General features: G+C 41.6%; 22 protein-coding genes. 13 read left to right on the plus strand and 9 right to left on the minus strand.

The genetic code is table 11. From position 1 onward, the window contains the following. Positions 1-200: 200 nt before the first annotated feature. Positions 201-1,040 carry a ZIP family metal transporter gene (locus ACQ76V_RS05565; RefSeq protein ID WP_440999494.1) on the plus strand — a complete coding sequence of 280 codons (840 nt, stop codon included), beginning with the start codon at positions 201-203 and terminating at the stop codon, positions 1,038-1,040. Between the two features lie 81 nt (positions 1,041-1,121). Continuing rightward, the gene (locus tag ACQ76V_RS05570; RefSeq protein ID WP_440999495.1) at positions 1,122-1,511 is read left to right on the plus strand and encodes a response regulator; all 390 of its coding nucleotides are present in this window, start codon (positions 1,122-1,124) and stop codon (positions 1,509-1,511) included. Between the two features lie 83 nt (positions 1,512-1,594). Here ACQ76V_RS05570 and ACQ76V_RS05575 read toward each other — a convergent pair whose 3' ends face one another. The 4 genes from ACQ76V_RS05575 to ACQ76V_RS05590 form a co-directional block, all read right to left on the minus strand. Then, complete coding sequence (locus ACQ76V_RS05575; RefSeq protein WP_440999496.1) at positions 1,595-3,082, minus strand: PH domain-containing protein; 1,488 nt, start codon at positions 3,080-3,082, stop codon at positions 1,595-1,597. Beyond that, on the minus strand, positions 3,075-3,566 hold the full coding sequence (locus ACQ76V_RS05580; protein ID WP_440999497.1) for a PH domain-containing protein: 492 nt from the start codon (positions 3,564-3,566) through the stop codon (positions 3,075-3,077). The genes ACQ76V_RS05575 and ACQ76V_RS05580 overlap by 8 nt, the downstream gene beginning before the upstream one ends. A gap of 92 nt (positions 3,567-3,658) precedes the next feature. Continuing rightward, positions 3,659-3,835: a histone H1 gene (locus tag ACQ76V_RS05585; protein ID WP_440999498.1), complete on the minus strand. Its 177-nt coding sequence runs from the start codon at positions 3,833-3,835 to the stop codon at positions 3,659-3,661. A 122-nt stretch (positions 3,836-3,957) separates the two neighbouring features. Next, positions 3,958-5,250 (minus strand): MFS transporter, encoded by a 1,293-nt coding sequence (locus ACQ76V_RS05590; RefSeq protein ID WP_440999499.1) that lies wholly within the window; start codon positions 5,248-5,250, stop codon positions 3,958-3,960. 102 nt (positions 5,251-5,352) lie between these two features. Here ACQ76V_RS05590 and ACQ76V_RS05595 point away from each other — a divergent pair, with 102 nt between their 5' ends. Continuing rightward, positions 5,353-5,925: a hypothetical protein gene (locus tag ACQ76V_RS05595; protein ID WP_440999500.1), complete on the plus strand. Its 573-nt coding sequence runs from the start codon at positions 5,353-5,355 to the stop codon at positions 5,923-5,925. A 118-nt stretch (positions 5,926-6,043) separates the two neighbouring features. Beyond that, a complete protein-coding gene (locus ACQ76V_RS05600; RefSeq protein ID WP_440999501.1) occupies positions 6,044-7,177 on the plus strand; it encodes an adenylate/guanylate cyclase domain-containing protein in 1,134 nt (377 codons plus the stop codon). 23 nt (positions 7,178-7,200) lie between these two features. Here ACQ76V_RS05600 and ACQ76V_RS05605 read toward each other — a convergent pair whose 3' ends face one another. Then, positions 7,201-8,676 carry a sensor histidine kinase gene (locus ACQ76V_RS05605; protein WP_440999502.1) on the minus strand — a complete coding sequence of 492 codons (1,476 nt, stop codon included), beginning with the start codon at positions 8,674-8,676 and terminating at the stop codon, positions 7,201-7,203. Positions 8,677-8,850: 174 nt separating this feature from the next. On the opposite strand from ACQ76V_RS05605, the gene ACQ76V_RS05610 reads away from it, so the two are divergent. Continuing rightward, positions 8,851-10,317 carry an SDR family oxidoreductase gene (locus ACQ76V_RS05610; RefSeq protein ID WP_440999503.1) on the plus strand — a complete coding sequence of 489 codons (1,467 nt, stop codon included), beginning with the start codon at positions 8,851-8,853 and terminating at the stop codon, positions 10,315-10,317. Positions 10,318-10,398: 81 nt separating this feature from the next. Next, on the plus strand, positions 10,399-11,199 hold the full coding sequence (locus ACQ76V_RS05615) for an alpha/beta fold hydrolase (RefSeq protein ID WP_440999504.1): 801 nt from the start codon (positions 10,399-10,401) through the stop codon (positions 11,197-11,199). A 32-nt stretch (positions 11,200-11,231) separates the two neighbouring features. On the opposite strand, the gene ACQ76V_RS05620 is transcribed toward ACQ76V_RS05615, so the two are convergent. Continuing rightward, the gene (locus ACQ76V_RS05620; RefSeq protein ID WP_440999505.1) at positions 11,232-11,672 is read right to left on the minus strand and encodes a 5' nucleotidase, NT5C type; all 441 of its coding nucleotides are present in this window, start codon (positions 11,670-11,672) and stop codon (positions 11,232-11,234) included. 16 nt (positions 11,673-11,688) lie between these two features. Then, positions 11,689-12,714 (minus strand): zinc-binding dehydrogenase, encoded by a 1,026-nt coding sequence (locus tag ACQ76V_RS05625; protein ID WP_440999506.1) that lies wholly within the window; start codon positions 12,712-12,714, stop codon positions 11,689-11,691. 171 nt (positions 12,715-12,885) lie between these two features. On the opposite strand from ACQ76V_RS05625, the gene ACQ76V_RS05630 reads away from it, so the two are divergent. Next, the gene (locus ACQ76V_RS05630; RefSeq protein ID WP_440999507.1) at positions 12,886-14,082 is read left to right on the plus strand and encodes a CynX/NimT family MFS transporter; all 1,197 of its coding nucleotides are present in this window, start codon (positions 12,886-12,888) and stop codon (positions 14,080-14,082) included. A gap of 69 nt (positions 14,083-14,151) precedes the next feature. Here the strand turns inward: ACQ76V_RS05630 and ACQ76V_RS05635 are convergent, their stop codons facing one another. Together ACQ76V_RS05635 and ACQ76V_RS05640 are read right to left on the minus strand one after the other, a co-directional pair. Further along, on the minus strand, positions 14,152-15,717 hold the full coding sequence (locus ACQ76V_RS05635) for a DEAD/DEAH box helicase (protein ID WP_440999508.1): 1,566 nt from the start codon (positions 15,715-15,717) through the stop codon (positions 14,152-14,154). Positions 15,718-16,288: 571 nt separating this feature from the next. Next, on the minus strand, positions 16,289-16,852 hold the full coding sequence (locus ACQ76V_RS05640; protein ID WP_440999509.1) for a DUF420 domain-containing protein: 564 nt from the start codon (positions 16,850-16,852) through the stop codon (positions 16,289-16,291). 329 nt (positions 16,853-17,181) lie between these two features. On the opposite strand from ACQ76V_RS05640, the gene ACQ76V_RS05645 reads away from it, so the two are divergent. From ACQ76V_RS05645 to ACQ76V_RS05670, 6 genes are read left to right on the plus strand one after another with little or no spacing between them, the layout of a single operon-like run. Next, positions 17,182-17,835, plus strand: coding sequence for a cytochrome c3 family protein (locus ACQ76V_RS05645; protein WP_440999510.1), 654 nt, complete (start codon positions 17,182-17,184; stop codon positions 17,833-17,835). Positions 17,836-17,886: 51 nt separating this feature from the next. Then, positions 17,887-20,937 carry a TAT-variant-translocated molybdopterin oxidoreductase gene (locus tag ACQ76V_RS05650; RefSeq protein ID WP_440999511.1) on the plus strand — a complete coding sequence of 1,017 codons (3,051 nt, stop codon included), beginning with the start codon at positions 17,887-17,889 and terminating at the stop codon, positions 20,935-20,937. An 18-nt stretch (positions 20,938-20,955) separates the two neighbouring features. After that, positions 20,956-22,389: an NrfD/PsrC family molybdoenzyme membrane anchor subunit gene (gene nrfD, locus ACQ76V_RS05655; RefSeq protein WP_440999512.1), complete on the plus strand. Its 1,434-nt coding sequence runs from the start codon at positions 20,956-20,958 to the stop codon at positions 22,387-22,389. A 12-nt stretch (positions 22,390-22,401) separates the two neighbouring features. Next, positions 22,402-22,950 carry a DUF3341 domain-containing protein gene (locus ACQ76V_RS05660; RefSeq protein ID WP_440999513.1) on the plus strand — a complete coding sequence of 183 codons (549 nt, stop codon included), beginning with the start codon at positions 22,402-22,404 and terminating at the stop codon, positions 22,948-22,950. Positions 22,951-22,986: 36 nt separating this feature from the next. After that, a complete protein-coding gene (locus ACQ76V_RS05665) occupies positions 22,987-23,976 on the plus strand; it encodes a c-type cytochrome (RefSeq protein ID WP_440999514.1) in 990 nt (329 codons plus the stop codon). A gap of 44 nt (positions 23,977-24,020) precedes the next feature. Continuing rightward, complete coding sequence (locus ACQ76V_RS05670) at positions 24,021-25,205, plus strand: hypothetical protein (RefSeq protein WP_440999515.1); 1,185 nt, start codon at positions 24,021-24,023, stop codon at positions 25,203-25,205. Positions 25,206-25,214 lie beyond the last annotated feature (9 nt).

Raw genomic sequence — 25,214 nt, forward strand, 5'->3', positions numbered from 1 at the left:
AGTGCGGGAAACTAAGCAAAACTGATAAAAATTAACAGCTAATTTCCGTGATTTTAATGGCCTGACAAGCTTTTATAAAAAGTCAAACTGAGTTCCCAAAGTTCCATTTTTATGCTTTTTAGTCTTGGCTAAATATTTTTTTAATATCTATTACACTTTGTATATTTTAGTTATTTAATAACAAAGAAAAAGATTGACTAATGTTTGATCCGATTGCTATTAAAGAAACCTTTTATGGATTGGATCCCATAACTCAAAGTTTATTTGGAGGATTGTTCACCTATGGATTGACCGCCATGGGCGCAGCGCTTGTATTTTTTACCAAATCTGTAAGTTACAAGGTGCTCGATGCAATGATGGGATTTGCAGCAGGAGTAATGATTGCCGCCAGCTTTTGGTCGTTGCTGGTTCCATCTATTGACATGGCCGGTGCGCAAGGCATGATCGAATGGCTTCCCGCAGTAATTGGATTTCTCTCGGGCGGTATTTTTCTTCGAGTTTGTGATGCCTACCTGCCCCACCTGCATATTGGACTACCGGTAGAAGAAGCAGAGGGAGTTAAAACCTCCTGGCGACGAGCAACACTTTTAGTTCTTGCTATTACACTTCATAATATTCCAGAAGGGCTTGCTATTGGGGTTCTCTTTGGGGCTGCAGCATCCGGTATTGAAGCTGCGGGCGGTGCTACTGTGATTGGAGCGATCACTTTGGCCATTGGGATTGGTATTCAAAACTTTCCGGAAGGAACGGCCGTTTCAATGCCCTTGCGCCGCGAAGGGTTATCCGTAGGAAAAAGTTTTTGGTATGGGCAACTTTCAGGTATTGTTGAACCTATTTCAGCTGTTATCGGGGCCGCTGCTGTATTAATGGTGCAACCTCTCTTGCCTTATGCCCTTGCTTTTGCGGCTGGTGCTATGATTTATGTAGTCGTCGAAGAACTTATCCCTGAATCTCAACTTCATGGTAACACCGATATAGCCACATTGGGCACAATGATCGGTTTTAGTGTTATGATGATTTTAGATGTTGCCTTAGGTTAAATACAAAAAAATTATCTTTTTACTTCCCAATTTATTTTATTACTTCCTAATTGTTAAAGACGGGATTAGGTTTTAAAAAAGATGAGTGATTCATTAACGGGTAAAAAAGTTCTCATTGTTGAAGATGATATGATCATCTCGATGGTGTTAGAACGGATGATCAAGAAACTCGGACATCAAGTAGTCAATAAAGTCATTGCCGGACAGGATGCAATCGACTCTGCCTTAGAACTTGAGCCCGATCTTATCCTAATGGATATACAGCTTAAGGACAATATTGACGGCATTACAGCGATGCAAAATATTCGTGAACAGTCGGATGTGCATGTAATTTATATTACTGGAAACTCGGACCAGTATAACCTTGAGCGTGCAAAGAAGACCGATTTTGTAGACTATCTGATTAAGCCCATTCAAATGAGTCACTTGAAGAAATCAATCAATAAAGCTTTTGCTGAGCAAATGTCTTGATTGTACTCCCCGCTCGATGTCCTAAGGATTTTTAGACCTTCGTTTCATTTCTGTAAAGAATTCCTTAATTCCTCACTGAAACTTTACTGTGGAGTATCTGATTTGTGACAATTCTCATTTGCGGTTTTATATTCATCATGGGCCGGTAACTTATTATTCCCATTGGATAACCATCGTCGATAACCTGTTGCCTTGTCACTATCAATATCTCTTACAGTAAATGCCCGCCCTTGATTTCCACTGGCAACATGTACAGTCAGATTACTCAAGCCCAATCTTTTTTGGAAGGGATTTTGCTGGACCTGGCACGACTGCATACGATATTTTTTAACGACAGCAGTTGTTTTGCTCAATAACCGAAAAGTCAAAATCAACGTATCTTCTCCTCTGGCTATCTCCGCATCTCTATACTGCTGATATCCTAACAGTAAAGCGGGTATCAACAAAAACCAGCTATATACGCCATAAGGAATACTGTTCCAGGCAATTAAAATCACTGGCACTGATATCCAAAGCATTCGAAACAGATAGCGACGCAGGGCTACGGATGGCACCTTACTACTTTTTGATATTTCGGTATTGTAATCCGGAATAACTTCATCAACAAAGTTGTAAATTTGCGGCTTTGCCAATAAGGGAAATAGCGTGGTAGAATTCCCTTCGCTTTCCCCATAACCGGCACTTTCAATAACTAACGAAGCGTATCCCAGCGGCTGACGCAGTAGTTCTTCTTTAATTTGCACTGCCTGTATACGATTAAAAGGGATGGTCAGTTGTGTGCGCTCAAAAAGTCCACGACTTATTAACAACTCAGTTTCGCGAACCTCGACTACAAAGTCATAATATTTAATAATAGTGCTGGCGAATGAAAACAGCCATGCTATAGCAATAATCGCAAAAATAGACACGGCAATCATCGTTGCATCAGTGCTTTGGGGTATAACTTTTTCTACGAAATAAATTATCTGCTCCTCAGAAATAAGCTGCTCAACCTGAGAAAAAGCAACACCAACTACCGATAGAGCCACTCCAAATCGTCCCGATGTAGATGCCGCGATGAGCAGGTCTTTCGTATCTAATGCATACACTTTCCGCTGTTCAACAGACTCAGCATGCTTCGCTTCATCCGTATTGTTAGATTTCTTGCGGAGTAGTGCTTTTAGTTTTTCCGCTTTATTCCGGCTGATAGCACTAATCTTTGCCTGTTTTGAACTACTGCCTGCAGTTTTAACTTCAACGGCAACTAATCCGAATAATCGCTGGATTACTCCTGCCGAAATATCAATCACCTGGATGCGATCAGAAGTAAGATATAACTTCTTTCGTACAAAGACTCCCTGCTCAATCCGAAGTTCTCCTTCTTCAACACTAAATTGAAATCGATACCATGAAATAGATCCCCAAATCAACAAAAATAGGAAAGTGCCTAAAATCCAGTAAAGCGTAAAGTTTGCTTCCCGACCTCCACTTCCCACAAAAACAAGAATCACGATAGTAATAAAGTTCGCCCGGATAATATCGAAGGCATTCGCCAGGGCTGCCGCAGGGTGTTGTCGTTGTAATTCAAACATCTTCTTCGGCCAATCGGGCAAATTTAGAAATTTGATCGCGTACCTGATCTGCAACCGTTTCATCTAAAGCCGGAATGCGATGTGTTGTAGCCGCCGTGGAAATTGTCACATCTGCCAAGTTATAAGATCGTAAAATAGGCCCCTGACGAGTATCCACGTGCTGTACCCTTTTGATAGGAACTAATGTTCGGGTGATAATAAAAATACCGCTCTGCAGATCAATTTCATGTTCATCAACCTGGTAAGACCACCGTTGCCAGCGAATTTTGGGAATAAAAAATATCCCAAGAGCTGTAATTACAACCAGCGTTAAGGATATGGCTATGAGAGTCCATGTTGAAATAAAACCCGATTCCGGCGATAGCAATTTATATCCCCAAAGAAAAAATAATCCCAAGACTAAAAAGAAAATAAATATTGACAAGGAAACTCGCCATGCTTTAATGGCATCTTTTGATAATTTCTTTTCCGGAGATGAGCGCATAAGCTGTGATTATTCAAAAGTTTTGCAGCGAAAAAAGCGTATATAAAAAAAGCCACTATCAGGTGGCTTTTCAAAGAAAGATAGGAAAAATATCATCCGTTATTTTTGATATCTTGAATTTCAAGACGGACTTCCTGAGCAAGTTTTTTCAATCCTTGTAATTCTTTGCGTGCACGAGTTCCGGCCGCTTTATTTCCTTTCTCATAAAATTTTACCATATCATCTTCCATTCCTGTGATGATCCCTTTAATTTCGTCTAATCGACTCATTTTATTCTCGGTTAATTGGTTAATAGTTAAATGGAGATTTTCTCCACCCCGGATTCTTACATCCTGAAAAATATGGGCCTAAGTTAGCATTTTCCGGATTAAAAACACGTTTTATTTTAAAATTATGCAGTTTGCCCTTCTGGACGTGCGTCTTCGGCATCGGGCACGAAATAGAGAATTGTAAAACCTATCACAAATAAAACCACAATTACGCTCATTCCAATACGCTGGCTATCCGCAATAAAGGTGAGCCAACCTACCAACAAGGGTCCTGCAAAAGAGGTTACCTTGCCCGAAAGCGCCATTAACCCAAACATCTGGTTTTCTAAATTTGGTGGAGATACACGAGCCATATATGTTCGACTGGCGGCTTGCACGGGACCTACAAATATTCCTAACACCAAACCAAATACCCAAAACCACTTAAGCTGTGTTACGATCAAAACACCGGAGGTTGTAATAATAAGTCCAATCAATGATAGTAACATGGTTGTGCGGCTGCCCAGTTTATCATCCAGCCAAGCGAATAGAACCGCTCCCAGCCCGGCCGTTACATTCAGTCCAATACCAAATATTAATACCTCTCGTTCGCTAAAATCAAAGGTTCCGGCCGCATAAATACCTCCAAAGGCAAAAACAGTAGCAAGCGCATCAATAAAAATCATTCTTGCAATCAGAAATCGGACGATATATTTATACTTGCGCACATTTGCTATGGATTTTTTAAGCTGCTGCCATCCCGATTTAGCCGCTTTTTTCAATGAAATACCTGTTCGCGGACGATCGTCTGAAAAACTAAACAATGGGAGAGAAAACAGGGCATACCAAACAGCAACCATCAAGAACGTAGCCCGTACATGTTCAGCCATCCCTTTATCCAATCCAAAGGGTGGACTTTCCACATCCACAAAAACAAACAGCGCTACAACCAAGCAGGCAAGACCACCGGCATACCCCAACCCCCATGCCCAACCGGACCATCGCCCCATTCGTTCTTTCGAAGCTAAATCAGGCAGCATAGCATTATAAAATATGACGGCAAACTCAGAACCGACCGTTCCTATGAATACTAACACTAATGCCAATATCACAAAATCTTGCGACGGTTCTACGAACCAAAGGCCGGCAGTAGCCAAGATGCAAAGCAGTGAAAACCAGGCTATCCACGGTTTCCGGCGTCCCATTTGATCAGCAATAGCCCCGACAAAAGGAGCAGAAATAGCAATTAAAATACCAGCGGCACCGATGGTATTTCCCCATAATGTACTACCCAATGTTTCGTCTTGCACCACCGATTGCATAAAATAGGTAGCAAAAACAAAGGTCTGTATAACCGTAAAAAAGGCACTATTCGCCCAATCAAAAAGCGCCCATGAAAACAGAGAGCGTGTCTGATCTTTTTTATGTTGAGACATTTTAAAATCTAAGTTTCTAATTCTGACATATTATGGATGGAATAGTTGGGAAATGCAATTTGTTATTGTAAACTCAAACACAAGCGAAGAAACAAATTTTTTATGAAGCACAAAAAGCAAGATCTGATTTACATATACGATACGGAACATCACAAAATTATTGTGATTGATGGTGAGACAGGAGATCGTATTAAAGAAGAAGATGATCAAGTTACCTCATTACTTAAATATCTGTACCAACAAGACCATCCCATTCTTCTGCGTAAATTTGCCGTATGGTGTGCCCGCCAAATAAATGATGAATTAAAGCCCATACAGAAAAAAATACTTGATCTTGCAGAAAAAGCTATACAGGAAGAAACGGATAATAAAGCACTGCAAGAACTTTACGAGGAAACCGAGGGCACTGCTATTGCTACTGACACTACAGGACTGATGCAGGGTAATGAAAATGCACCGGCTTACCTCGCTGCCCGTGAATCTATCAATCCTGATCCTCTTGATGGTGCTATACAGGCTGCTCGCTTTCACCGACTTTGGGCTGAGATGCAAGATAAAGAAAACGAACTTGACGATGCGGCTCTAAAAGAAGTAAAAGCCAAAGCAACAAAATCCACAATTCAACAAACAGAGCAACAACAAATCGACTATCTGCTTGATTTGATGAATGAATAGTCGAACTATCCGGAAATCAGTCTTCGAAGCCTATAATCGGCCATTTCCCGAAAATTGGTAAAATAAACCCCTTTACCTATATTTGTGGATACGTATATATTTATCATTCGTGGACTATATGTACCAAAACAGCGGAAACATATTATTTATTGCTGATGAACAGCCGTCTTTAAGCCGGTTCCGACAGGCCTATGTTGATTCATATAATGTGTTTACGGCATCTTCTATCAAGGAAGCACACCAAATCTTGACCGAATATGATATTCATGTAACCGTTGTGCAACAGATGATGCCGCAAATGAGCGGATTGCAATTCTGCGAAAGTATTTCTCACGAGTTCCCGGACTTGACGAATATCATCATTAGCTCATCAGAAGATACCAACTCCCTTCAACGAGCTTATAAAACAGGACTTATTTTTAGATTTATTTCTGAGCCGTTTTCAAACCTGGATCTACAGATGGCCATTGATAATGCATTACAGATTCAGAAAGCTAAATTTGAGAATAACTTGCTTTCACAAAAAATTTCTTCATACGAAGACAAACAGCAAGATATTCTCGATCTCTTTAAGAAATACGTCCCGGGCGAAGTAGTCTCTCAAGCGTTAAATACCAAAAAGGAAGATATGATGAAACCCGGGGAATCGCGGGTTGTATCAGTTCTTTTTGCAGATATGCGTGACTTCACTAAGATGACGAGCGATTTACCTCCCTCAGAAGTTGTTCGATTTTTAAATGATTATTGGGATATCCTGTCTGTAGCCATCAAGGATAACAAAGGATCAATTAATAAATATATCGGTGATGGATTGCTTGCTGTGTTTGGAGCTCCTGTCTCTTACATTAATAATCATGAGAATGCCATATCAGCAGCGCTTCAAATGGTCGCCGCACTTGAGGAGGTCAACAAAAAATACAGTGAAAAGTTAGGCAAAGAAATTAGTATTGGCATTGGTATTAACAGCGGAGAAGTAATTGTCGGTAATGTGGGAACAGACGATTTTATGGAATATACTGTTATCGGCAATACCGTTAACACGGCCTCAAGATTGGAAAAAATCAGCAAGGATAAGTCGAACTCTATTATTATAAGTGAGCGAACCTATAATCTCGTAAAAGACTCGTTCCAAACATCGGAGTTTCAAGAAGTAACACTTTCCGAAAAGAATGAGGTTATAAAATATTGCGAAATAATCGGCCCAAACCCCCGCAATGTTTTCCCGATGAACTCAAAGAGTAATATGCATTAGCTGGCACCTCGTCTTCTGTTTCATTAGTTCTTGGAAAAGGTGAAAACAAATTTTGATCCCTTCTCTGTATTTTCAATATCTATCTCTGCATCTAATTGCGAAGCAAAAGTATCAATAAGCATTGATCCAAGATTACCTTCCCCTTTAAAGTCAAAATCCTTGGGAAGTCCAGGGCCATTATCAGCCACACTTAACGTTATACTTCCGTTTTCTTTGGAAAGACCTACCTCTAATACTCCCTTTTTATTCTTGTTAAATGCATGTTTAAATGCATTTACTACAAGCTCATTAACCAAAAGTCCGCAGGGAATAACACGATCAACATCCAGCTCAATCTTATCCAGGTCAAACTTCAAGTCGACCGCTTTTTTATATTCTGTAAACGTGCCATGGATAGCTTCTACCAACTCTTTTAAATAAATATCCAACTCAATATCCGAAAGTGATTTAGTCTGATAGAGTTTTTCATGAATCAAAGCCATTGATCGTATGCGTGTTTGGCTATCCTGAAGGATATGTTTTGCCTCGTCACTATCCGTGCCATCCAACTGGAGCTCAATAAGACCCGATACAATAGCCAAACTATTTTTTACACGATGATGTATTTCCTGAAGCAATACCTCTTTCTGTTGCAGTGACTGCTGAATTTCACTTGTTTTATTATCTACTTGTTTGCGCAATACCAAGACCCAACCCACGATAAGTGCTGTTACTATTCCTAAGCCTCCAAGTAGCAGGAACATGTAATACTTTGGGAAATCCACATATTCCAGATCTTCAGGTGTTCGCAAAAAAAGTTTATAGGTTCGTTCTTCCGGAAATTCGGGATTATATTCAGATATTATACCCTTGACCGATATTTTATCCCCAACACTCAACACATCAAAATTGAAATCTCCATACATTGGGTGAAAATTGGAAACATACACCATGATAGTGCCACCCGTTAGCTCTCCTGGTGATATCCTCAGATACTTCCCATTAAAGGTACTTCCTTTTTCTATAATATTTCCATCCCCTTTCACCAGCATCCCCAAATACTCAAGCGGATTGGCGATAGCCTTTTTTAGGGATTTGGGTTCCGGTACGTTGGCTGCATTTCTAAAAACCTTGTACGAATCCACATTCACTTCTGCCAAGCCGTTGTAGCGCTGTATTTTACCGCTTGCAACCAAACTGTCACCGGGTTGAAAGGGATTGTCAATTGCCATCGAAAAAATTGAGATCCCGGCACTGTCGTTTTGAACAAATGCCTGCAGGTAATGCTCATGAAGCAGACCACTACTGATATTAGCAATTCCCGTTATAGTTACTTGTTTTCCAAGAAAATCGAGCTCATTATCAGCATTAATGTCAGCTCTTATTTTGGGATATGACCAAAGAGAATCATCAGATACCTGGCCAATGCAGTAGTCAATTGAAGATAAAAACACTATTAAAAATAATACCAGATATAGTCCTATCTCCGGTAAGTATTTTTGCCAACCTATTTTTTTCATAGCCAATGATGATAAAATTCTCCTAAAGCAAATACTTTAACTAATAGTAAAATTGTATTTGCTAAAAGTCGAGCATCTATTAAAAATAGAAGCAATAATATTATTTTTATTCTACAGGACTTTTTTTACCCATCCTGCTGTTACATTTTTCAACCATAACTAACCAAGTTTATCTTGAAAGAAAATTTACGCTGTCTTGTTACTGGAGTCACTGGCTATATCGGTGGACGCCTTGTCCCGGAACTGCTCAAAAAAGGATATCAGGTTCGTGTACTGTCTCGAGACACCGATCGCTTGCAAGGACGTCCCTGGATTAACGATGTTGAAGTAGTAGAAGCAGATGTTTTGCAAGCTGAGACATTGCCAACAGCCTTACAAGATATTGATGTTGCTTATTACCTCATTCACAGCATGAGCGGAAAAAGCAGCTCAGAGTTTTATAACCGAGACATTCAAGCTGCCCGCAATTTTGGCCAGGCCGCCAGCCAACAAAATGTAGATCGAATTATCTATTTAGGGGGGCTTGGTGATCCTGATGATGAATTATCTGAACATCTGGCCTCGCGACAAAAAACGGGTTCTATCTTAAGGGAGTCCGGTATTGCAGTAACTGAATTTCGTGCAGCCATTGTGGTAGGTTCCGGCAGTAAGTCCTTCGAAATGGTCCGTTACTTAACAGAGCGCGTACCTATTATGATCTGTCCCTCATGGGTATACAGCAAGGTGCAACCTATTGCCATTCGCAACGTTTTGCAGTATTTGATATCTGCTATTGATAAACCGAAAACCAAAGACATGATTGTTGAGATCGGGGGCAGTAGTGTTATTACCTATGCTGATATGATGAAAATTTATGCAAGTGTAAATGGTCTAAAACGAATTTTAATTCCTGTACCCGTTCTCTCACCAACTCTTTCTTCGCACTGGGTGCACTGGATGACCCCGATTCCTGCCTCGTTGGCACGACCACTGATTGAAGGCTTAAAGAATGATGTGATTGTTCAAAGTGAAAAGGCAAAAGAACTTTTCCCCGAAATAACTCCTCTTTCCTACAAAAGAGCTGTAGAACTTGCTATGGCTCGCATTGATACCGACGATGTGGAAACGACATGGAATGATGCTCTGATCAGTAGTAAGGGGGATGAAGAACCTGTCATATTAAAAACAAAAGAGGGGCTTACCATTGAACGACGAATCCGAACTATACACAGCTCACCACAACGGGTTTTTGAAACCTTTTCAAGTTTGGGTGGAGAAAAGGGCTGGCCGGTTTTCCAATGGGCTTGGAAGCTGCGTGGGATCATGGATCGGCTTGTCGGGGGAGTAGGTTTTCGGCGCGGTCGTCGACATCCAACCGAATTGCGTGTAGGTGATGCCCTTGATTTTTGGCGCGTCGAAACTATTAATCCAGGTAAATTACTACGCCTGCGAGCCGAAATGAAGGTCCCCGGAAAAGCATGGCTCGAATTTCAGGCTATTGAACAAGATGCCCAGACAACAAAGTTAGTACAAACAGCTTATTTTGCCCCAAAGGGATTATTTGGTCTTGTTTACTGGTATGGATTATATCCATTCCACTCGCTAATATTTTCTCGAATGATTGAAGCACTTGCCCGACAGGCAGAAAACAATGAATCATAATTCACCTTTGGTAAGCGGACAAGCTTGTCATTTGAAACCTAACCAGCAATTTGTAGCTTTCAGGTCATTTAAAGAATAGCCATGCTTTATTACAAAACATTTTTTAAAAACGACGAAACCGACTGGGTCGTGTTTGTGCACGGTGCGGGAGGCAGCTCTTCGATCTGGTTTAAACAACTGCGAGCATACAAAGAAGAGTTTAATGTATTGATGGTGGACCTACGAGGCCATGGAAAGTCAAAAGGGATGCTTCAGAAATATTATGAGGATGAATACTCTTTCAAACTGGCCAGTCAGGATATTATTGATGTTCTGGACGAGATCGGTATTGAGAAAGCACATTTTGTAGGCGTTTCACTGGGTACCATTATCATCAGAACAATTGGCGAAATGCAGCCTGATCGCGTGCAATCGCTGGTAATGAGCGGCGCCATTATGCGCCTTAATGTGCGGTCGCGATTTTTAGTATGGCTGGGACACAAATTCAAAAAAATTGTTCCCTTTATCTGGCTCTACAAACTTTTTGCCTGGATCATCATGCCTCGGAAACGGCATTCCGAATCCCGAAATCTTTTTATCCGTGAAGCCAAAAAACTCTATAAAAAGGAGTTTTTAAAATGGTTCAATATGACTCACGAAGTAAATCCACTCTTGAAATACTTTCGGGAAAAAGAACTCAAAATCCGCACATTATATATTATGGGGAGTGAAGATTACCTGTTTTTACCCCCAGTTAAGAATGTGGTTAAAGAGCATACCAAATCTGTGCTCGAAGTTGTGGATAAGTGTGGACACGTCGTAAATGTAGAAAAGCCCGAGGTTTTTAACCGCATATCTCTTAATTTTCTCAAATCTGACACCGTAGCTACCAATACGCAGTAAGAGGGACAACATTGAATCTGATCCCAAAAAACCTATGGTAGCAGGTACTCAAGCACCGCATCCCAATCCTGAAAGGGCTCTTCCCCAAAATGAATATGTTCACCCGTAAACTCTCCCGCACCGTTCGCCGTTCGGTCATCGATAAGGTAGTCGCCTCGATTCAGGTGTTTGTTATGACTTAAAATTAGACGTTTGTGAGCAGCATCGGGCAAATGTTTTTTAACCCAGAGCAATTTGTCAATCCAAGCAGAGGGGTTTCGCCACGGAGCAGTGGATAAAATATAGAGATCATAGTGCTCGCTTAACTTGTGAAAAGCTTCAAGGGCTCCCTCTATAGGCGGCAGATCTCGAAAGAAACCGGGCACTTCGTCAAGGTCATCCTCATATTCCCGGTAGGTTTCCTTGGAAAGCTGACCAACTCCGCGTTCGAAATCGACCAATACGTTATCCATATCTATGTACACAATTTCCATACCTGATAATTGTATGCTACGGTCTTAAAATAACTTTTCCGATATTTTTACGCTCTTCGATATAGCGATGCGCCTCAGCCACTTGGTCAAACTGGAAAGTCGCATCCACATGGGGATTAACCCAGTCTTCTTCTACTCCTTTTAGTATTTGATTCATCCATATCTTTGCTTTTTTCGGCTCGTGCCATAAGTGACCCAGATTAACACCGAACACACCGCGATTTTTCCCCAGTAAGGGTAGCGGATGAAAAATGGGCATTTGCAGTACGGTTTTGAGCATACTCCACATTGCTCCAATTCCACCGCCGGTCCCTTCACTGGCCGATGAGATTCCAAACATACCTAATCGTCCTGTAGCACGAAGCGCTTTATAGCTTCGCTTCCATTCTTTTCCGCCCAATGGATCGGTAATCAACTCAACACCCCTACCGTTAGTCAGATCCATCAACTCCTCGTACCAATCCTTGTTGCGATAGTCAATGGCATAATCCAATCCGCGATCGGCTAAAAAATCGTGCTTTCGTTTACTGGCAGTGCCATAGGTTTTGGCACCAATGTGCCGTGCGATATCCAAAGCAGCAATACCTACCCCTCCACCAACATTATGAATCAGAATAGATTCATAAGATTGCAGAGATCCCATAACCGTTATCAAAATATAAGCTGTTAAATAATTAACCGGCAGAGCGGCCGCTTCCTCGAAGGATAATCGTTCCGGCTTTTCAAATAATTGTGATTCTTGAACTACCACTTGTTCGGCCTGACCTTTGAACCGTGTAGTGGCGATGACCTCTTTCCCGAGCCATTCCTTATTAATCGCATCGCCAACCGAACCGACCACACCCGACACTTCATATCCCATAACGCAGGGTTTCGAAGGCCCATCGGGATACTGTCCTTTACGAGCCAGGATATCCGCAAAATTCAACCCCGATGCTTTTACGTTAATTACAACTTCATTTGATTCAGGCTCGACGTCAGCAACTTCCTGTACTTCCAGCACTTCGTATCCTCCATTCGACGTATTTACAATTTGTCTCATAAATATTCAGTTCTTATATGTCTGTTTAACTTGGGATTTTACAGAGCAATTGTATCTGCGATACACTGCCAAATAGTAGAAACAATATTACTCATGATTACTTATTTCAGTTTTGTATCTTTGGCCCGCTTTATAATAACCATATAAATCTTAGATTCCCGAATATTACAAATGGCAGCTTCCTCCCCATTTGAGCAAAATACTCGTTTCAAAAATATTTTACTTATATCCGGCATTGTGCTTATTGCCTTAAATCTACGTCCCGCACTTGCCGGTGTTGGACCATTAGTAAGCACGATTCGAGAAGCAACCGGACTGTCTAATGCCATGTTGGGATTACTTACCACTCTGCCCCTGCTGGCTTTTGGCGTTCTTTCAACTCTGACTCCCCTATTTACAAAACGGTTGGGAATCGAAGGAACCTTGGCTCTGGCCATGGCTTTGCTTACCGGTGGCATTCTTCTTCGAGTTATTCCTGCAAACTGGGCTCTTTTTGCAGGTACGTTATTATTAGGCATTGCAATCGCTTTTGGAAATGTATTGCTTCCCAGCTTGGTAAAACGCGACTTTCCCAATCACACCGGTATTATGACGAGCGTCTATTCCAGTATGCTGGGACTTGGAGCCACTTTAGCAGCTGGTGTTAGCGTACCATTGGCAGATGATTTAGGATGGGGCTGGCGATGGTCTCTCGGTTCATGGGCTGCACTTTCTATTTTTGCCTTTTTTATCTGGCTTCCTCAGCTAAAAGATTTGACAGTACCAAAACAAGAGCGAAACTTTTTAACCTCCATGAAAGAGCTTGGGGGATCACTTGTAGCCTGGCAAGTAGCACTTTTTATGGGACTGCAATCTTTAGCTTTCTATGTGATATTGGCATGGCTTCCTGAAATTCTACAAGATCGGGGCCTTTCTCCAAATAATGCCGGATGGATGCTTTCTCTTTCGCAGGCTATGGGAGTGGTTGGAACTATCTTTATCCCGGTATGGGCTGAAAAAGTTAACGATCAGCGAAAGTTAGTCTGGGCCCTAATGATTGCTGAATCCATAAGCTTGGTCGGATTGATGTTCCCCGATCCGTTTTTGGTTGCGGTCTGGGCATCATTAATTGGGCTGGCACTTGGGGGGAGCTTTGGATTAGCCCTCTTGTTTATTGTGCTTCGGTCATCCAACAGCGAAACCGCTACTGAGCTTTCAGGCATGGCACAATCTATAGGTTATTTACTTGCCGCCATTGGGCCTACGCTATTTGGGGCTATGCACGACTTTACCGGAGCATGGTTTGTACCGCTGCTATTTCTGCTAATTATTGTGGGAGCTAAGCTTATCTTTGGCCTGGGAGCCGCCAAACCCCAAGAAGTAAAATAGCAACCATAAAAAAAGTGGATACCCGTTGCCGGATATCCACTATAAAAAAATTACAAAAATATGCGGGTGCTAAGCGACCTTAACGTGCACCTTTTTGCCCTTCACTCTGTTTTTATTCATCCCACTAAGCACCTGATTGACATATTGCCCCGGAACATCCACAAAAGAGTGCTTGGGAAAAATATCGATATTGCCGATTACTTTTCCTGGGATTCCAGATTCACCTGCAATTGCTCCTACTAAATCGCCGGGATACACATTATTCTTTTTCCCCACGCTAAAGTGAATTTTGATCATAGCCGAATCATCATACTGTGTAGCCTGAGAATCATCCTCTGCAATTTCTGCGACTGCAGTATTCATTTTAAGTAATGCAGCTGCAATTTCGATGGTCGTAAAACGATCATCAGTAAAACCTTCAAGCTGTTCTATATAGGGTCGCAAACCTCCCTTTTCAAGCACTTCGACGACTTCTTCCATACGACCGGCCATTTGTGATATTCGAACATCGGCTGTTGAAGGCATTTCCAATGGATTTAACTGATTTTTAATCTGTTTTTCAATGGCGTGCAATTCCTTCCTTTTACGACGTGTTGTAAATGTAATAGCCATGCCTGATCGCCCAGCACGTCCCGTTCGTCCAATGCGGTGTACATAATATTCTGGATCTTGTGGAATATCATAATTAAACACTGCCTCGATATCATCGATATCCAAGCCACGGGCAGCCACATCGGTGCCAACCAAAATATCAATGGCGCCGGAACGAAATTTTGCCATCACACGGTCACGCTGATTCTGATTTAAATCACCATTAATATAGTCAGATGAATACCCTCGTGACTTAAGTTCCCGCGTTACCTGCTCAGTTTTACGTTTCGTGTTACAAAAAACCAGTGCCAGTTTAAAATCATTAATATCCATAAACCGGCAAATGGCTTCGGTACGCACCGAGTCGCGCACTTCTACCACATACTGCTCAATATTAGGTGCCGTAACTTTCTTGCGTTCAATCGTTATAGTCTGCGGATTGTTCATGTAGCGATTCATAATCTTGCGAATCCCTTTCGACATTGTTGCAGAAAACATGATGGTCTGAACCGGCTGATCTGCATAAGAAAGAATCTGTTCCATATCATCCCGAAAACCCATATTGAGCATTTCGTCGGCCTCATCAAAAACAACGCGTTGCAGGTTGTTCAACTTCATTGTACCCCGACGAAGGTGATCAATGGTTCGACCCGGTGTCCCCACAACGATATGGGCACCACGCTTCAGCGCTTTTATCTGTCGTGATATGGATTGGCCGCCATAAATGGGAATGACATTCAGTCCATTAAGATGCTTCCCGATTTTGATAAGTTCTCCCGTAACCTGAATCGCAAGTTCACGAGTAGGACACATAATAATGGTCTGCACATCTAAAATCTCAAGATCGGTCTTTTGTACTACCGGAATACCGAATGCGGCTGTTTTTCCTGTACCCGTCTGGGCTTGCCCTACAACGTCTTTACCTTCTAAAAGTGAAGGGATACATTGGGCCTGGACCGGCGTTGGACTTTCGAACCCCATCTGTTCAATGCCTTTTAGAATGGGATCGGAAATATTAAGGTTATTAAAATCTAAATTGGTCATAAATAAAATTAAATGAGTATTAATGAATATCTGACGCCACAAAAACATACTTATAGTACCGGTCTTCTAAACCGCTATCCAAAAACCGTATATATTAGAGGCGCCGACAGACCAAAGAAAGGATTGTAAGAACCTGTTTAACGAGTAGGTGGGATAATTAAGCAACACCAGTAAACGAGGAGAAGATAAGGAAATATATACAAAAGAACACTTTAATTATTTATCAGGAAAAATAGGCCCCAAAATGATGAGGTTTTATTCTTTATATATTTCGTAATTATTACTGAATAATTCTATTTAACACTCATATAGGGGACAACAGCAACTGCTTTTAGTCATTTTAATAACTGTTCTCGTGGAAGTAGCAGCCGTCGTTACTATTGATGCGATGCAAAAAGCGTATAGCAATTCAAATAAATCGGCAGTTGGTCAACATATTTTGACGGCGATAAATGATGCTCAAATCTATTATAAGAAACCTCAAATAATAAGCAGAGAGGCAACTCTTCTGACGGAATGGAAGTCGTATGGCCCACTCCATAGATCGCGATTGAATTGCAACTCTATATTCTCAGGAATACGCTCGTAACATAAAGAAAATCATTACTCCCGTTACCGAAACATACAACCATACCGGTAAGGTGACTTTTGAAACTTTGCGATGCAACTTCAACTTTCCGGAAAATGCCAGGTAAAAGCTGGACAAGATCATTGGTACTACCAGAGCTGATAGTATAATATGTGATATCAGGATAAAGAAATAGATGGGACGAATTATGCCCTGCCCCGTAAATGGCGTGCTGCCATGAAAATTGTGATAGATCACATAACTGATCAGAAATAATGTAGAGGTTACAAATGCGGTAAGGTTAAACTTCATATGCCGACTAAAATCTCGCTGGCGAATAGCTTGGTAACCAAATAACAAAAGAACAGTGCTTGCACTATTCAATAAAGCATTCAAGGCAGGCAGGCTTGTAATAATATTTGAACTATAATCACTTCCTCCTTTATAATAAATAAGCCAAATTAAAAAACCGAAGGCTACAGCACTGATTAATAGTATTACACCAACCGCCTTAGCTAAGCTGATGTTTTTTAAAAGGTCAATCGTAACCGGTTTCTCTGAATTCATACACTGATATTCTATCAAACAATTCTAAGAAGGCAGAAGATACATATTATTCATTATTTCTACAGGTTCATTTCAGTCTTAAAAGACTGTCAAGATTACAGATATAATTCCTGCGATTTCTCAAATTCAATTAGACATTTTTGATAAATAGATTATATTTTAAGCCACTAATTTTCGGGCATGAATCGGCGACCCATTCTATTTAGATTCGATTTAAATATGATAAAGGTCATTTTTAATGGTTCTAAAAGAGTTGGATTTTCCATACTTTCATGCCGAAACTTTTTGAGGACAACTGTATAAAAGTAACGATAAATTTTACTTAACCCATGGCTCAGATTTTTCCCCGATGGGCAAATGAAGTTCCCCAACGTATTTTGCTCGGGCTTATTATTTTCGCGACGGCAACAGTAGCAGGAGTTTGGTATTACTTTTCTCCCGAATATACCGATGTAGGCTATGCTCCCGAGCAGCCCATCCAATACAGCCATAAACTGCACGCCGGGCAGCTCGATATTGATTGTCAATACTGCCATACTAATGTTTTTGATTCAAAACATTCTAATGTGCCGGCTACCCAAACTTGCATGAACTGTCACAACCAAATTGATGGCAGAAAAAATCCGGAGGAAGTCCAAAAAGTTCGTGACAGTTGGCAAAATGATGAGTCTATTGAATGGGTTCGCGTGCACAACCTGCCGGATTATGCTTACTTCAATCACGCAGCGCATGTTAACGTTGGCGTAGGTTGTGAAACATGCCACGGGCGTGTAGACCGTATGGAAGTGGTCTTCCAAAAAGAACCTTTGAGTATGAGTTGGTGTCTTGATTGTCACCGAAATCCGGAACAAAATGTTCGTCCGGTTGAAGAAGTCACCACAATGGGATATGAACCGGAAAAAGATCAGATTGAAATGGGACGCGAGCTTGTAGCAAAACACAATATTGCTCCCCCTACCTATTGTCAAAGTTGCCACTATTAGTAAGAAGGAATATTTAACCGAACGAATCTGAATTAACGCAATCGTAACGGAATGAGCGAAGAAGTAAAAAATCCCAACTATTGGAAAAGTCTTGGCGAACTTGCTCGTAACGAAGAGTATGAAAAGTTTGTTGAGCGTGAATTTCCTGAAAATGCCACTGAACTTAATGATAAAGTATCACGACGCAGTTTTCTGCGTGTGATGGGCGCTTCTATTGCGCTTGCGGGATTTGCTGCCTGCCGACGACCGGTGCAAAAAATTATTCCCTTCAATAAACAACCTGAAGATCTCGTAGAAGGCGTACCTGAGTTTTATGCCTCCGCATCACCGTTTCAAGATGCCTTGAATGGTATTGTTGTTGAAAATAATGAAGGCCGACCGTCCAAGATTGAAGGAAACGAGATGCACCCGGCCAGTAGCGGGAATACCAGCATCTTTAGTCAGGCGGAAATACTAAATATGTTCGATCCTGACCGGTCGCGTTACGTCCGAGAAGACGGTGAGCGCTCTTCGGTTAATGCTTTTGCAGAATTTTGCAGCAATCATTTTTCTAACACTGATCAAAACATCACTTTTGTTTCTGAAGCAAATTCTTCTCCTACTTACAATAGGATGAAGGAGCAGGTATTGAATCAATTTTCCAATGCGGATTGGGTTACGTACGAACCTTTTGGTGAAGACAATGCCCTTGAAGGCACTAATCTTGCATTTGGTCAGCGATTACGCACATATAATAAGTATGATGAAGCTGATGTGATCGTAAGTTTTGACGATGATTTTTTAAATCCGGCAGCTGACAAAAATAGTGTTGAAAACACCAAGCGTTTTACCGATCGACGTCGAGTAATGTCTGAAGATGACGACATGTCTCGATTCTATGCTGTTGAAAGCACTTTTAGTCTTACCGGTTCCAACGCTGATAACCGCTTGCGTATTAAATCAGGCGAAATTGAACTCTTTATATATGCCCTGGCTGCTAAGCTTTCCAATTCAGTAAATGGCTTATCGGCATTTAGTGGTTACAGCAACAAGTTTTCTGATCACGAATGGATTCCGGTTCTGATTGAAGAGCTGCTCGATAATAGAGGTAATTCTATTTTAACCGTCGGGCGCGACCATAAGCCGGAACTTCATGCCACAGTTGCTGCTATTAACGTGGCTCTTGAAAACGAAGGGCAGACAGTTGATTATCTTGAACTTCCACATGCTGATGATCAAAGTAACCGTGAAGCTTTTGCCGGATTGGTTGAAGACCTTAATAGCGGCAATGTTGATACCGTGGTTCTTGTTGGAACGAATCCTGTATTTACAGCACCGGCTGATTTGAATTTTGATGAAGCCCTTGACAAGGCCGGACAGGTAGTTCATCTCTCTAATTATTACGATGAAACTTCAAAACAAGCCAACTGGCATATAAATCGGGCTCATTTCCTTGAAGCCTGGGGCGACGGTTACTCTTATTCCGGAACCCGTTCTATTATTCAGCCTCAAATTGAGCCGCTGTACTCTGGAATCAGTGAAATCGAATTTCTGAATATCATTCTGACCGGGAACCAACAAAAAGGTTATGACTTGGTTCAGAATACATGGAAAGATTATTACTCAAATAACTTCGAGAGTCAGTGGAATAAAGCGCTCCATGACGGATTAGCGGCTGAAGAAACATTTTCTGCTGCTTCTGTAAGTATTTCAAGTGCTTTTAATTCGCAAGTTAACAACTTCATTAGCAATGCAGGATCTGCTGATGGTATGGAGCTTGTCATTAGACCTGACTCAACCGTTTTTGACGGTCGCTTCGCTAATAATGGCTGGCTGCAAGAGCTTCCCAAACCCATGACAAAGATTACTTGGGACAACGTTGCGCTGATGAGCAAGAAAACAGCCGACGAACTGGGCGTTAAAGAAGCCGGCCTTGGAAAATCAGAAGTTGAAGTTGTTTCTATTACTGTTGACGGTACCACTATTGAAATTCCGGCCTGGGTTCAACCCGGTCATGCCGATGACAGTATCACTATTACAGTGGGATATGGTCGCGAAGGCGTTGGCAGCGTAGCTAATAAAACAGGTGTTGACACCTATCCACTTCGCACAACAGCTAATATGCATTTTGCCAGTAATGTATCAGTCGAAAAAACGGGCAAAACATATGAAATAGCCTGTACGCAAGACCATAACACTATGGAAGGGCGATCGCTACTGCGACATGCTACCCTTCAAGAATATCGTGAGGATCCCAACTTCTCGTCATACGAATCTTCTTATGATGCCGAAATGCCGGGTGTAGCTTTTGCGGAAGAACATGGCGAAGATGAACCGGTATCCATTTTTAATTCAATTGATGAGCAACAATATCCCGAAGAAGAACCACAATGGGGTATGTCTATCGACCTAAATACCTGTACCGGGTGTGGGGTCTGTACTATTGCATGTACGGCTGAAAATAACATACCGGTCGTAGGTAAACGCGAAGTAAGTCGCGGTCGTGAAATGCACTGGATCAGAAATGATCGCTATTTTGATGGTGATGTCAATGATCCGAACGCTTTACACCAGCCTGTGCCCTGTATGCACTGTGAGCTGGCACCTTGTGAGCAGGTATGTCCGGTAGCGGCAACCACCCACAGCGATGACGGTATGAACCAAATGACCTACAATCGCTGTATTGGAACCCGTTATTGTGCAAACAACTGCCCATACAAGGTTCGTCGATTTAACTTCTTCAACTATTCAAAAGAATTTTTGACAGGTGGAGATGATCCGGAAATTATCCAGATGGCAATGAATCCGGAAGTAACCGTACGTTTCCGCGGTGTGATGGAGAAATGCACCTATTGTGTACAGCGTGTTAACCGCGCCAAAATCAATCGCAGCATTGAAACAAACGGGGAAACCAAGAAGCCCGAAGATGGCACTGTAGAAACAGCTTGTCAGCAAGCTTGTCCAGCAGATGCTATCTACTTTGGCGATCTGACCGATCCTGAAAGCGAAGTGGTGAAAACAAAGAAGAACAACAGAAACTACTTGCTACTTGAAGAAGTTAACACGCGACCCAGAACGTCGTATCTTGCTAAAGTTCGTAATCCCAATCCCAAATTGGCTTAATTTTCAACATACTTTACGATGAGCACAGATTATCAATACGTACCAGAGCCAAAACTCGTAAAAGGAGACCATTCTTTTGGGAGCATAACTGATCTTATTGCAAAGACTCCCCTATCTCCTACTCCTAAATTATGGTATTTAGCATTTGGCCTTGCCAACATTCTTCTTATTACACTTTTAGGAGCTATCGGATATCTCATTTGGGATGGTGTCGGAATTTGGGGACTTAACAACCCGGCCGGATGGGGTTGGGCTATCATTAACTTTGTTTGGTGGGTTGGTATTGGCCACGCCGGAACACTTATTTCTGCTATTCTTTTTCTCTTTAGGCAAGGGTGGCGAACGGCTATTAACCGTTTTGCGGAGGCCATGACTATATTTGCCGTAATGTGTGCCGGAATCTTTCCGGCCATTCACGTGGGACGTATCTGGGTTATCTACTGGGTATTCCCGATTCCCAACCAAATGGCGGCTTGGCCGAACTTTTCAAGTCCACTGCTTTGGGATGTTTTTGCTGTCAGTACTTATTTTACTGTTTCACTACTCTTCTGGTATGTTGGATTAATACCTGACTTTGCCACACTACGTGACAAGGCTAAGAGCAAGGTTGCCAAAATTTCATATGGAATTGCCTCGCTGGGCTGGACAGGCAGTTTTCGTAATTGGTGGAACTACGAAAAGGCCTACATGATTCTTGCTGGCCTTGCAACTCCACTCGTACTCTCGGTTCACACTATTGTATCTTTTGACTTTGCCGTTTCGGTTATTCCGGGCTGGCACAGTACTATATTCCCACCCTACTTTGTTGCCGGTGCTATTTATTCCGGTTTTGCCATGGTATTAACGCTGATGTTGATCGCTCGAAAAATATACAAGCTTGAAGACATCATGAACATCGATATCATGGAAAAAATGAACCTTGTAATGATGATAACAGGTAACCTGGTTGCTTTTGCTTACCTGATGGAAGGTTTTGTAGCCTGGTATAGTGGGTACATTTATGAACAAGGAATTTTTTGGCTTTATGTCGTTGGCCCCTATGCTTGGGGATTCTGGATCCTGATGTTCTGCAACGTGGTAACCCCGCAGTTCCTCTGGTTTAAGAAAATACGACGTAACGTTGCTATCACATTTGTTATTTCTATCATTGTAAACATCGGAATGTGGTTCGAACGCTTTATGATTTCTGTTGCTTCACTTTCAACAGACTTTATGCCTTCTGCGTGGGATTATTATTCTCCCACCTTCTGGGATATCATAACGTATGTAGGAACATTTGGATTATTCTTCACTTTCTTCCTGCTATTCCTGCGCTTCTTGCCAATGGTTGCCATTGCAGAAGTAAAAGGAGTTATGCCGCAGGCCGATCCGCATAATTACGATGAAGAAACCAACGAATTTGATATAGAGAAAACCAAACCTGTTGTTGTTCAACAAGAGCAAACTGTTTAGTAACTGATATTTATGGACGCAGAAAACAAACAAATATACGGTGTGTTAGCCGAGTTCAGAAATCCCAAGGAACTCGTTGATGCTGCTTCTTCGGTTAAAAAGTCCGGTTACAAGGATTTTGACACCTATGCTCCCTTTCCCATTCATGGGATGGAAAAAGCCATGGGATTAAAGAAATCTCCCCTTGGTTGGATTGTATTGGGTGGAGCCCTAACCGGTATGATTGGTGCATTAACGTTAATGATATGGGTGATGGGCTATGAGTACCCGATGAATATTAGCGGTAAGCCCTTTATAAATTTTCCAATTTATATACCTATAACATTTGAGTTAACTGTTCTGCTGGCTGCTTTTGCCACAACATTTGGAATGCTTGCTCTTAACAAGCTTCCACGTTTGCATAATCCGTTATTCAGCGTAGAACGATTCTCTAAAGCGTCGGATGATGGCTTCTTTGTCCACATTGAGGCTTCTGATGATCTTTTCTCTGAAGAAAAGGTAAAAAAACTGTTCCAAGATAATGGGGCAACACATATTGAAACCGTTTACGATTCGGAATAATTGACCACAAAAATCTTTAGTTCGCAAAACGATCCGATGAAAGTTTCTAAGTACTTATTATTTGTAGTAATTGTTCTTCCACTGGCTTTAGCCGGGTGTAGGGGTGAAAAGTTCCAATCTCAGCCGGTCCACCCGAACCTGAATATGGATCAACAAAAACGCTTTGAGCAACAAGAAAAAAATAAGTTCTTTGCTGATAACCGTGCCATGCGTATGCCGGTTGAGGGGACCATCGCACGAGGAAACCTTAAAGAAGACAAGGCATTATATCAGGGAATTAATGAAGACAGCAGCTTTGTAAATGAAATTCCTGTCGATGTTACGAAGTCCTTTATTTATCGTGGAAAGGATCGCTATGAAGTTTTTTGCACACCCTGTCATGGGATTGCAGGGGACGGTAACGGCATTGTAATGGCCAACAACTATGGATATGTGCCTGCACCAAGCTTCCATATTGATCGTTTAAGAAATCAAAGCGATGGATATTTTTATTCTGCTATTGCCAATGGAATTCGGAATATGCCCTCATATGCTACTCAAATACCTGTAAAAGATCGATGGGCTATTGTGGCTTACGTTCGTGCATTACAGCAAAGTCAGAACGTTTCTGAAGATGAAATTCAAGAATACGATGTAGATCTTTCTGCCCTTGAAGATGACTTTCAGGAAAAATTAGCTGCAGAACAAGCTCAAAAAGAAGCACAGGCTGCAAGCGGGGGCGGGGAAGTTTCTGTTGATCGTGGTAAAACGGTAGCACAAAATAACGGTTGCGCCACCTGTCACTCAACTGATGGCACAAAATTAGTAGGACCAACATGGCAAAACCTTTATGGATCAGAAAGAACTTTTGATGATGGATCAACAACTACCGCCGATGAAGACTACCTGAGAGAATCCATCATGGAACCATCAGCCAAGGTTGTAGAAGGATTTCCACCATCGATGGTTCCCTATGATTATTTAAGTGATAGTGAAATTAACTCGCTGGTTGCATACATAAAATCATTGAGTGAAAACGCAGAATAATATTTTAAAACGATTTTAACGCATACAAACGATTGGTTTAATCTATGAGCAAGCCCAAATTAACTGACACACTGGATTTTCCTTCTGATCTGAATGTAACCAAATCTTTATTTGGAGTGGGGATCGTAGGTCTGCTGGCTACCGGTGTCGGATATTTTCTAAATCATGACCAGTTTTTCTTCTCCTACCTCGTTAGTTTTGCCTTTTTCTCCAGCATAGCGCTGGGAAGTTTGTTTTTTGTGATGGTTCAGCATTTAACACGATCAGAATGGAGTGCTGTACTGCGACGAATTCCCGAAACATTTTCATCTTATTTCTGGATCTGGGGATTGTTTTTTATCCCCCTCCTATTTGGAATGCATTCTCTCTACCACTGGACCCACGCAGATGCTGTTGCTGCCGATCCGGTATTACAGGGTAAAGAGCCTTATTTGAATACAACCTTCTTTATCATTCGCCAAGTTATTTATTTTGCTCTTTGGAGCTTCCTTGGTTACCGCCTGTATTCAAAATCAGTTGAAATGGATAACACCGGCGACTGGGGACTGCAAACCTTATTACGGCGAACCAGTGGCCCAGGACTGTTTTTCTTTGCTATAACGCTTGCTTTTGCCTCTTTCGATTGGTTGATGTCGCTCGATCCTCACTGGTATTCTACCATATTTGGTGTTTATTACTTTGCAATGAGCTTTCAGGGATTATTTGCAGCAATTATTCTTGTAGTATTTTTCTTGTGGAAGCATAACTTGCTTACCAATACCATCCAGAAAGGACATATATATGATCTGGGCGTGCAAATGTTCGGCTTTACCGTATTTTATGCCTACATAGCGTTCAGCCAATTTTTGTTGATTTACTATGCTAACATCCCCGAAGAAACCGTTTGGTATTTAGAGCGGCTTACCGGCGGATATGAGTATCTTGCATGGTTCTACCTGTTTGGTCGTTTTGTAATTCCATTTGTGGTTTTACTCCCCAAAGGACCCAAATCCAATTCGAAAATTGTTGGAAGTATCGCTGGTTTGATTTTAGTGTCACATCTAGTTGAACTTTATTGGCTTGTAATGCCAGTACTCAACCACCATGGATTCCATCTTAACTGGATGACTATTACAAGCTTTATTGGGCTTGGGGGTATCTTTTTAGGATTGTTTTTCCACAAGTTTAAGCAAAATAAAATGGTACCCGTTAACGATCCAAAATTAGGAGATTCTCTAAACAAACATTAATCCTATAGC

This window comes from Fodinibius sp. SL11 (assembly GCF_052060035.1).
Classification (GTDB): domain Bacteria; phylum Bacteroidota; class Rhodothermia; order Balneolales; family Balneolaceae; genus Fodinibius.

Coding starts and splice junctions, on each gene's coding strand:
- ACQ76V_RS05565 (WP_440999494.1), top strand. CDS start 201: ATGTTTGATCCGATTGCTATTAAAGAAACCTTTTATGGATTGGATCCC.
- ACQ76V_RS05570 (WP_440999495.1), top strand. CDS start 1,122: ATGAGTGATTCATTAACGGGTAAAAAAGTTCTCATTGTTGAAGATGAT.
- ACQ76V_RS05575 (WP_440999496.1), bottom strand. CDS start 3,082: ATGTTTGAATTACAACGACAACACCCTGCGGCAGCCCTGGCGAATGCC.
- ACQ76V_RS05580 (WP_440999497.1), bottom strand. CDS start 3,566: ATGCGCTCATCTCCGGAAAAGAAATTATCAAAAGATGCCATTAAAGCA.
- ACQ76V_RS05585 (WP_440999498.1), bottom strand. CDS start 3,835: ATGAGTCGATTAGACGAAATTAAAGGGATCATCACAGGAATGGAAGAT.
- ACQ76V_RS05590 (WP_440999499.1), bottom strand. CDS start 5,250: ATGTCTCAACATAAAAAAGATCAGACACGCTCTCTGTTTTCATGGGCG.
- ACQ76V_RS05595 (WP_440999500.1), top strand. CDS start 5,353: ATGAAGCACAAAAAGCAAGATCTGATTTACATATACGATACGGAACAT.
- ACQ76V_RS05600 (WP_440999501.1), top strand. CDS start 6,044: ATGTACCAAAACAGCGGAAACATATTATTTATTGCTGATGAACAGCCG.
- ACQ76V_RS05605 (WP_440999502.1), bottom strand. CDS start 8,676: ATGAAAAAAATAGGTTGGCAAAAATACTTACCGGAGATAGGACTATAT.
- ACQ76V_RS05615 (WP_440999504.1), top strand. CDS start 10,399: ATGCTTTATTACAAAACATTTTTTAAAAACGACGAAACCGACTGGGTC.
- ACQ76V_RS05620 (WP_440999505.1), bottom strand. CDS start 11,672: ATGGAAATTGTGTACATAGATATGGATAACGTATTGGTCGATTTCGAA.
- ACQ76V_RS05625 (WP_440999506.1), bottom strand. CDS start 12,714: ATGAGACAAATTGTAAATACGTCGAATGGAGGATACGAAGTGCTGGAA.
- ACQ76V_RS05630 (WP_440999507.1), top strand. CDS start 12,886: ATGGCAGCTTCCTCCCCATTTGAGCAAAATACTCGTTTCAAAAATATT.
- ACQ76V_RS05635 (WP_440999508.1), bottom strand. CDS start 15,717: ATGACCAATTTAGATTTTAATAACCTTAATATTTCCGATCCCATTCTA.
- ACQ76V_RS05640 (WP_440999509.1), bottom strand. CDS start 16,852: ATGAATTCAGAGAAACCGGTTACGATTGACCTTTTAAAAAACATCAGC.
- ACQ76V_RS05645 (WP_440999510.1), top strand. CDS start 17,182: ATGGCTCAGATTTTTCCCCGATGGGCAAATGAAGTTCCCCAACGTATT.
- ACQ76V_RS05650 (WP_440999511.1), top strand. CDS start 17,887: ATGAGCGAAGAAGTAAAAAATCCCAACTATTGGAAAAGTCTTGGCGAA.
- nrfD (WP_440999512.1), top strand. CDS start 20,956: ATGAGCACAGATTATCAATACGTACCAGAGCCAAAACTCGTAAAAGGA.
- ACQ76V_RS05660 (WP_440999513.1), top strand. CDS start 22,402: ATGGACGCAGAAAACAAACAAATATACGGTGTGTTAGCCGAGTTCAGA.
- ACQ76V_RS05665 (WP_440999514.1), top strand. CDS start 22,987: ATGAAAGTTTCTAAGTACTTATTATTTGTAGTAATTGTTCTTCCACTG.
- ACQ76V_RS05670 (WP_440999515.1), top strand. CDS start 24,021: ATGAGCAAGCCCAAATTAACTGACACACTGGATTTTCCTTCTGATCTG.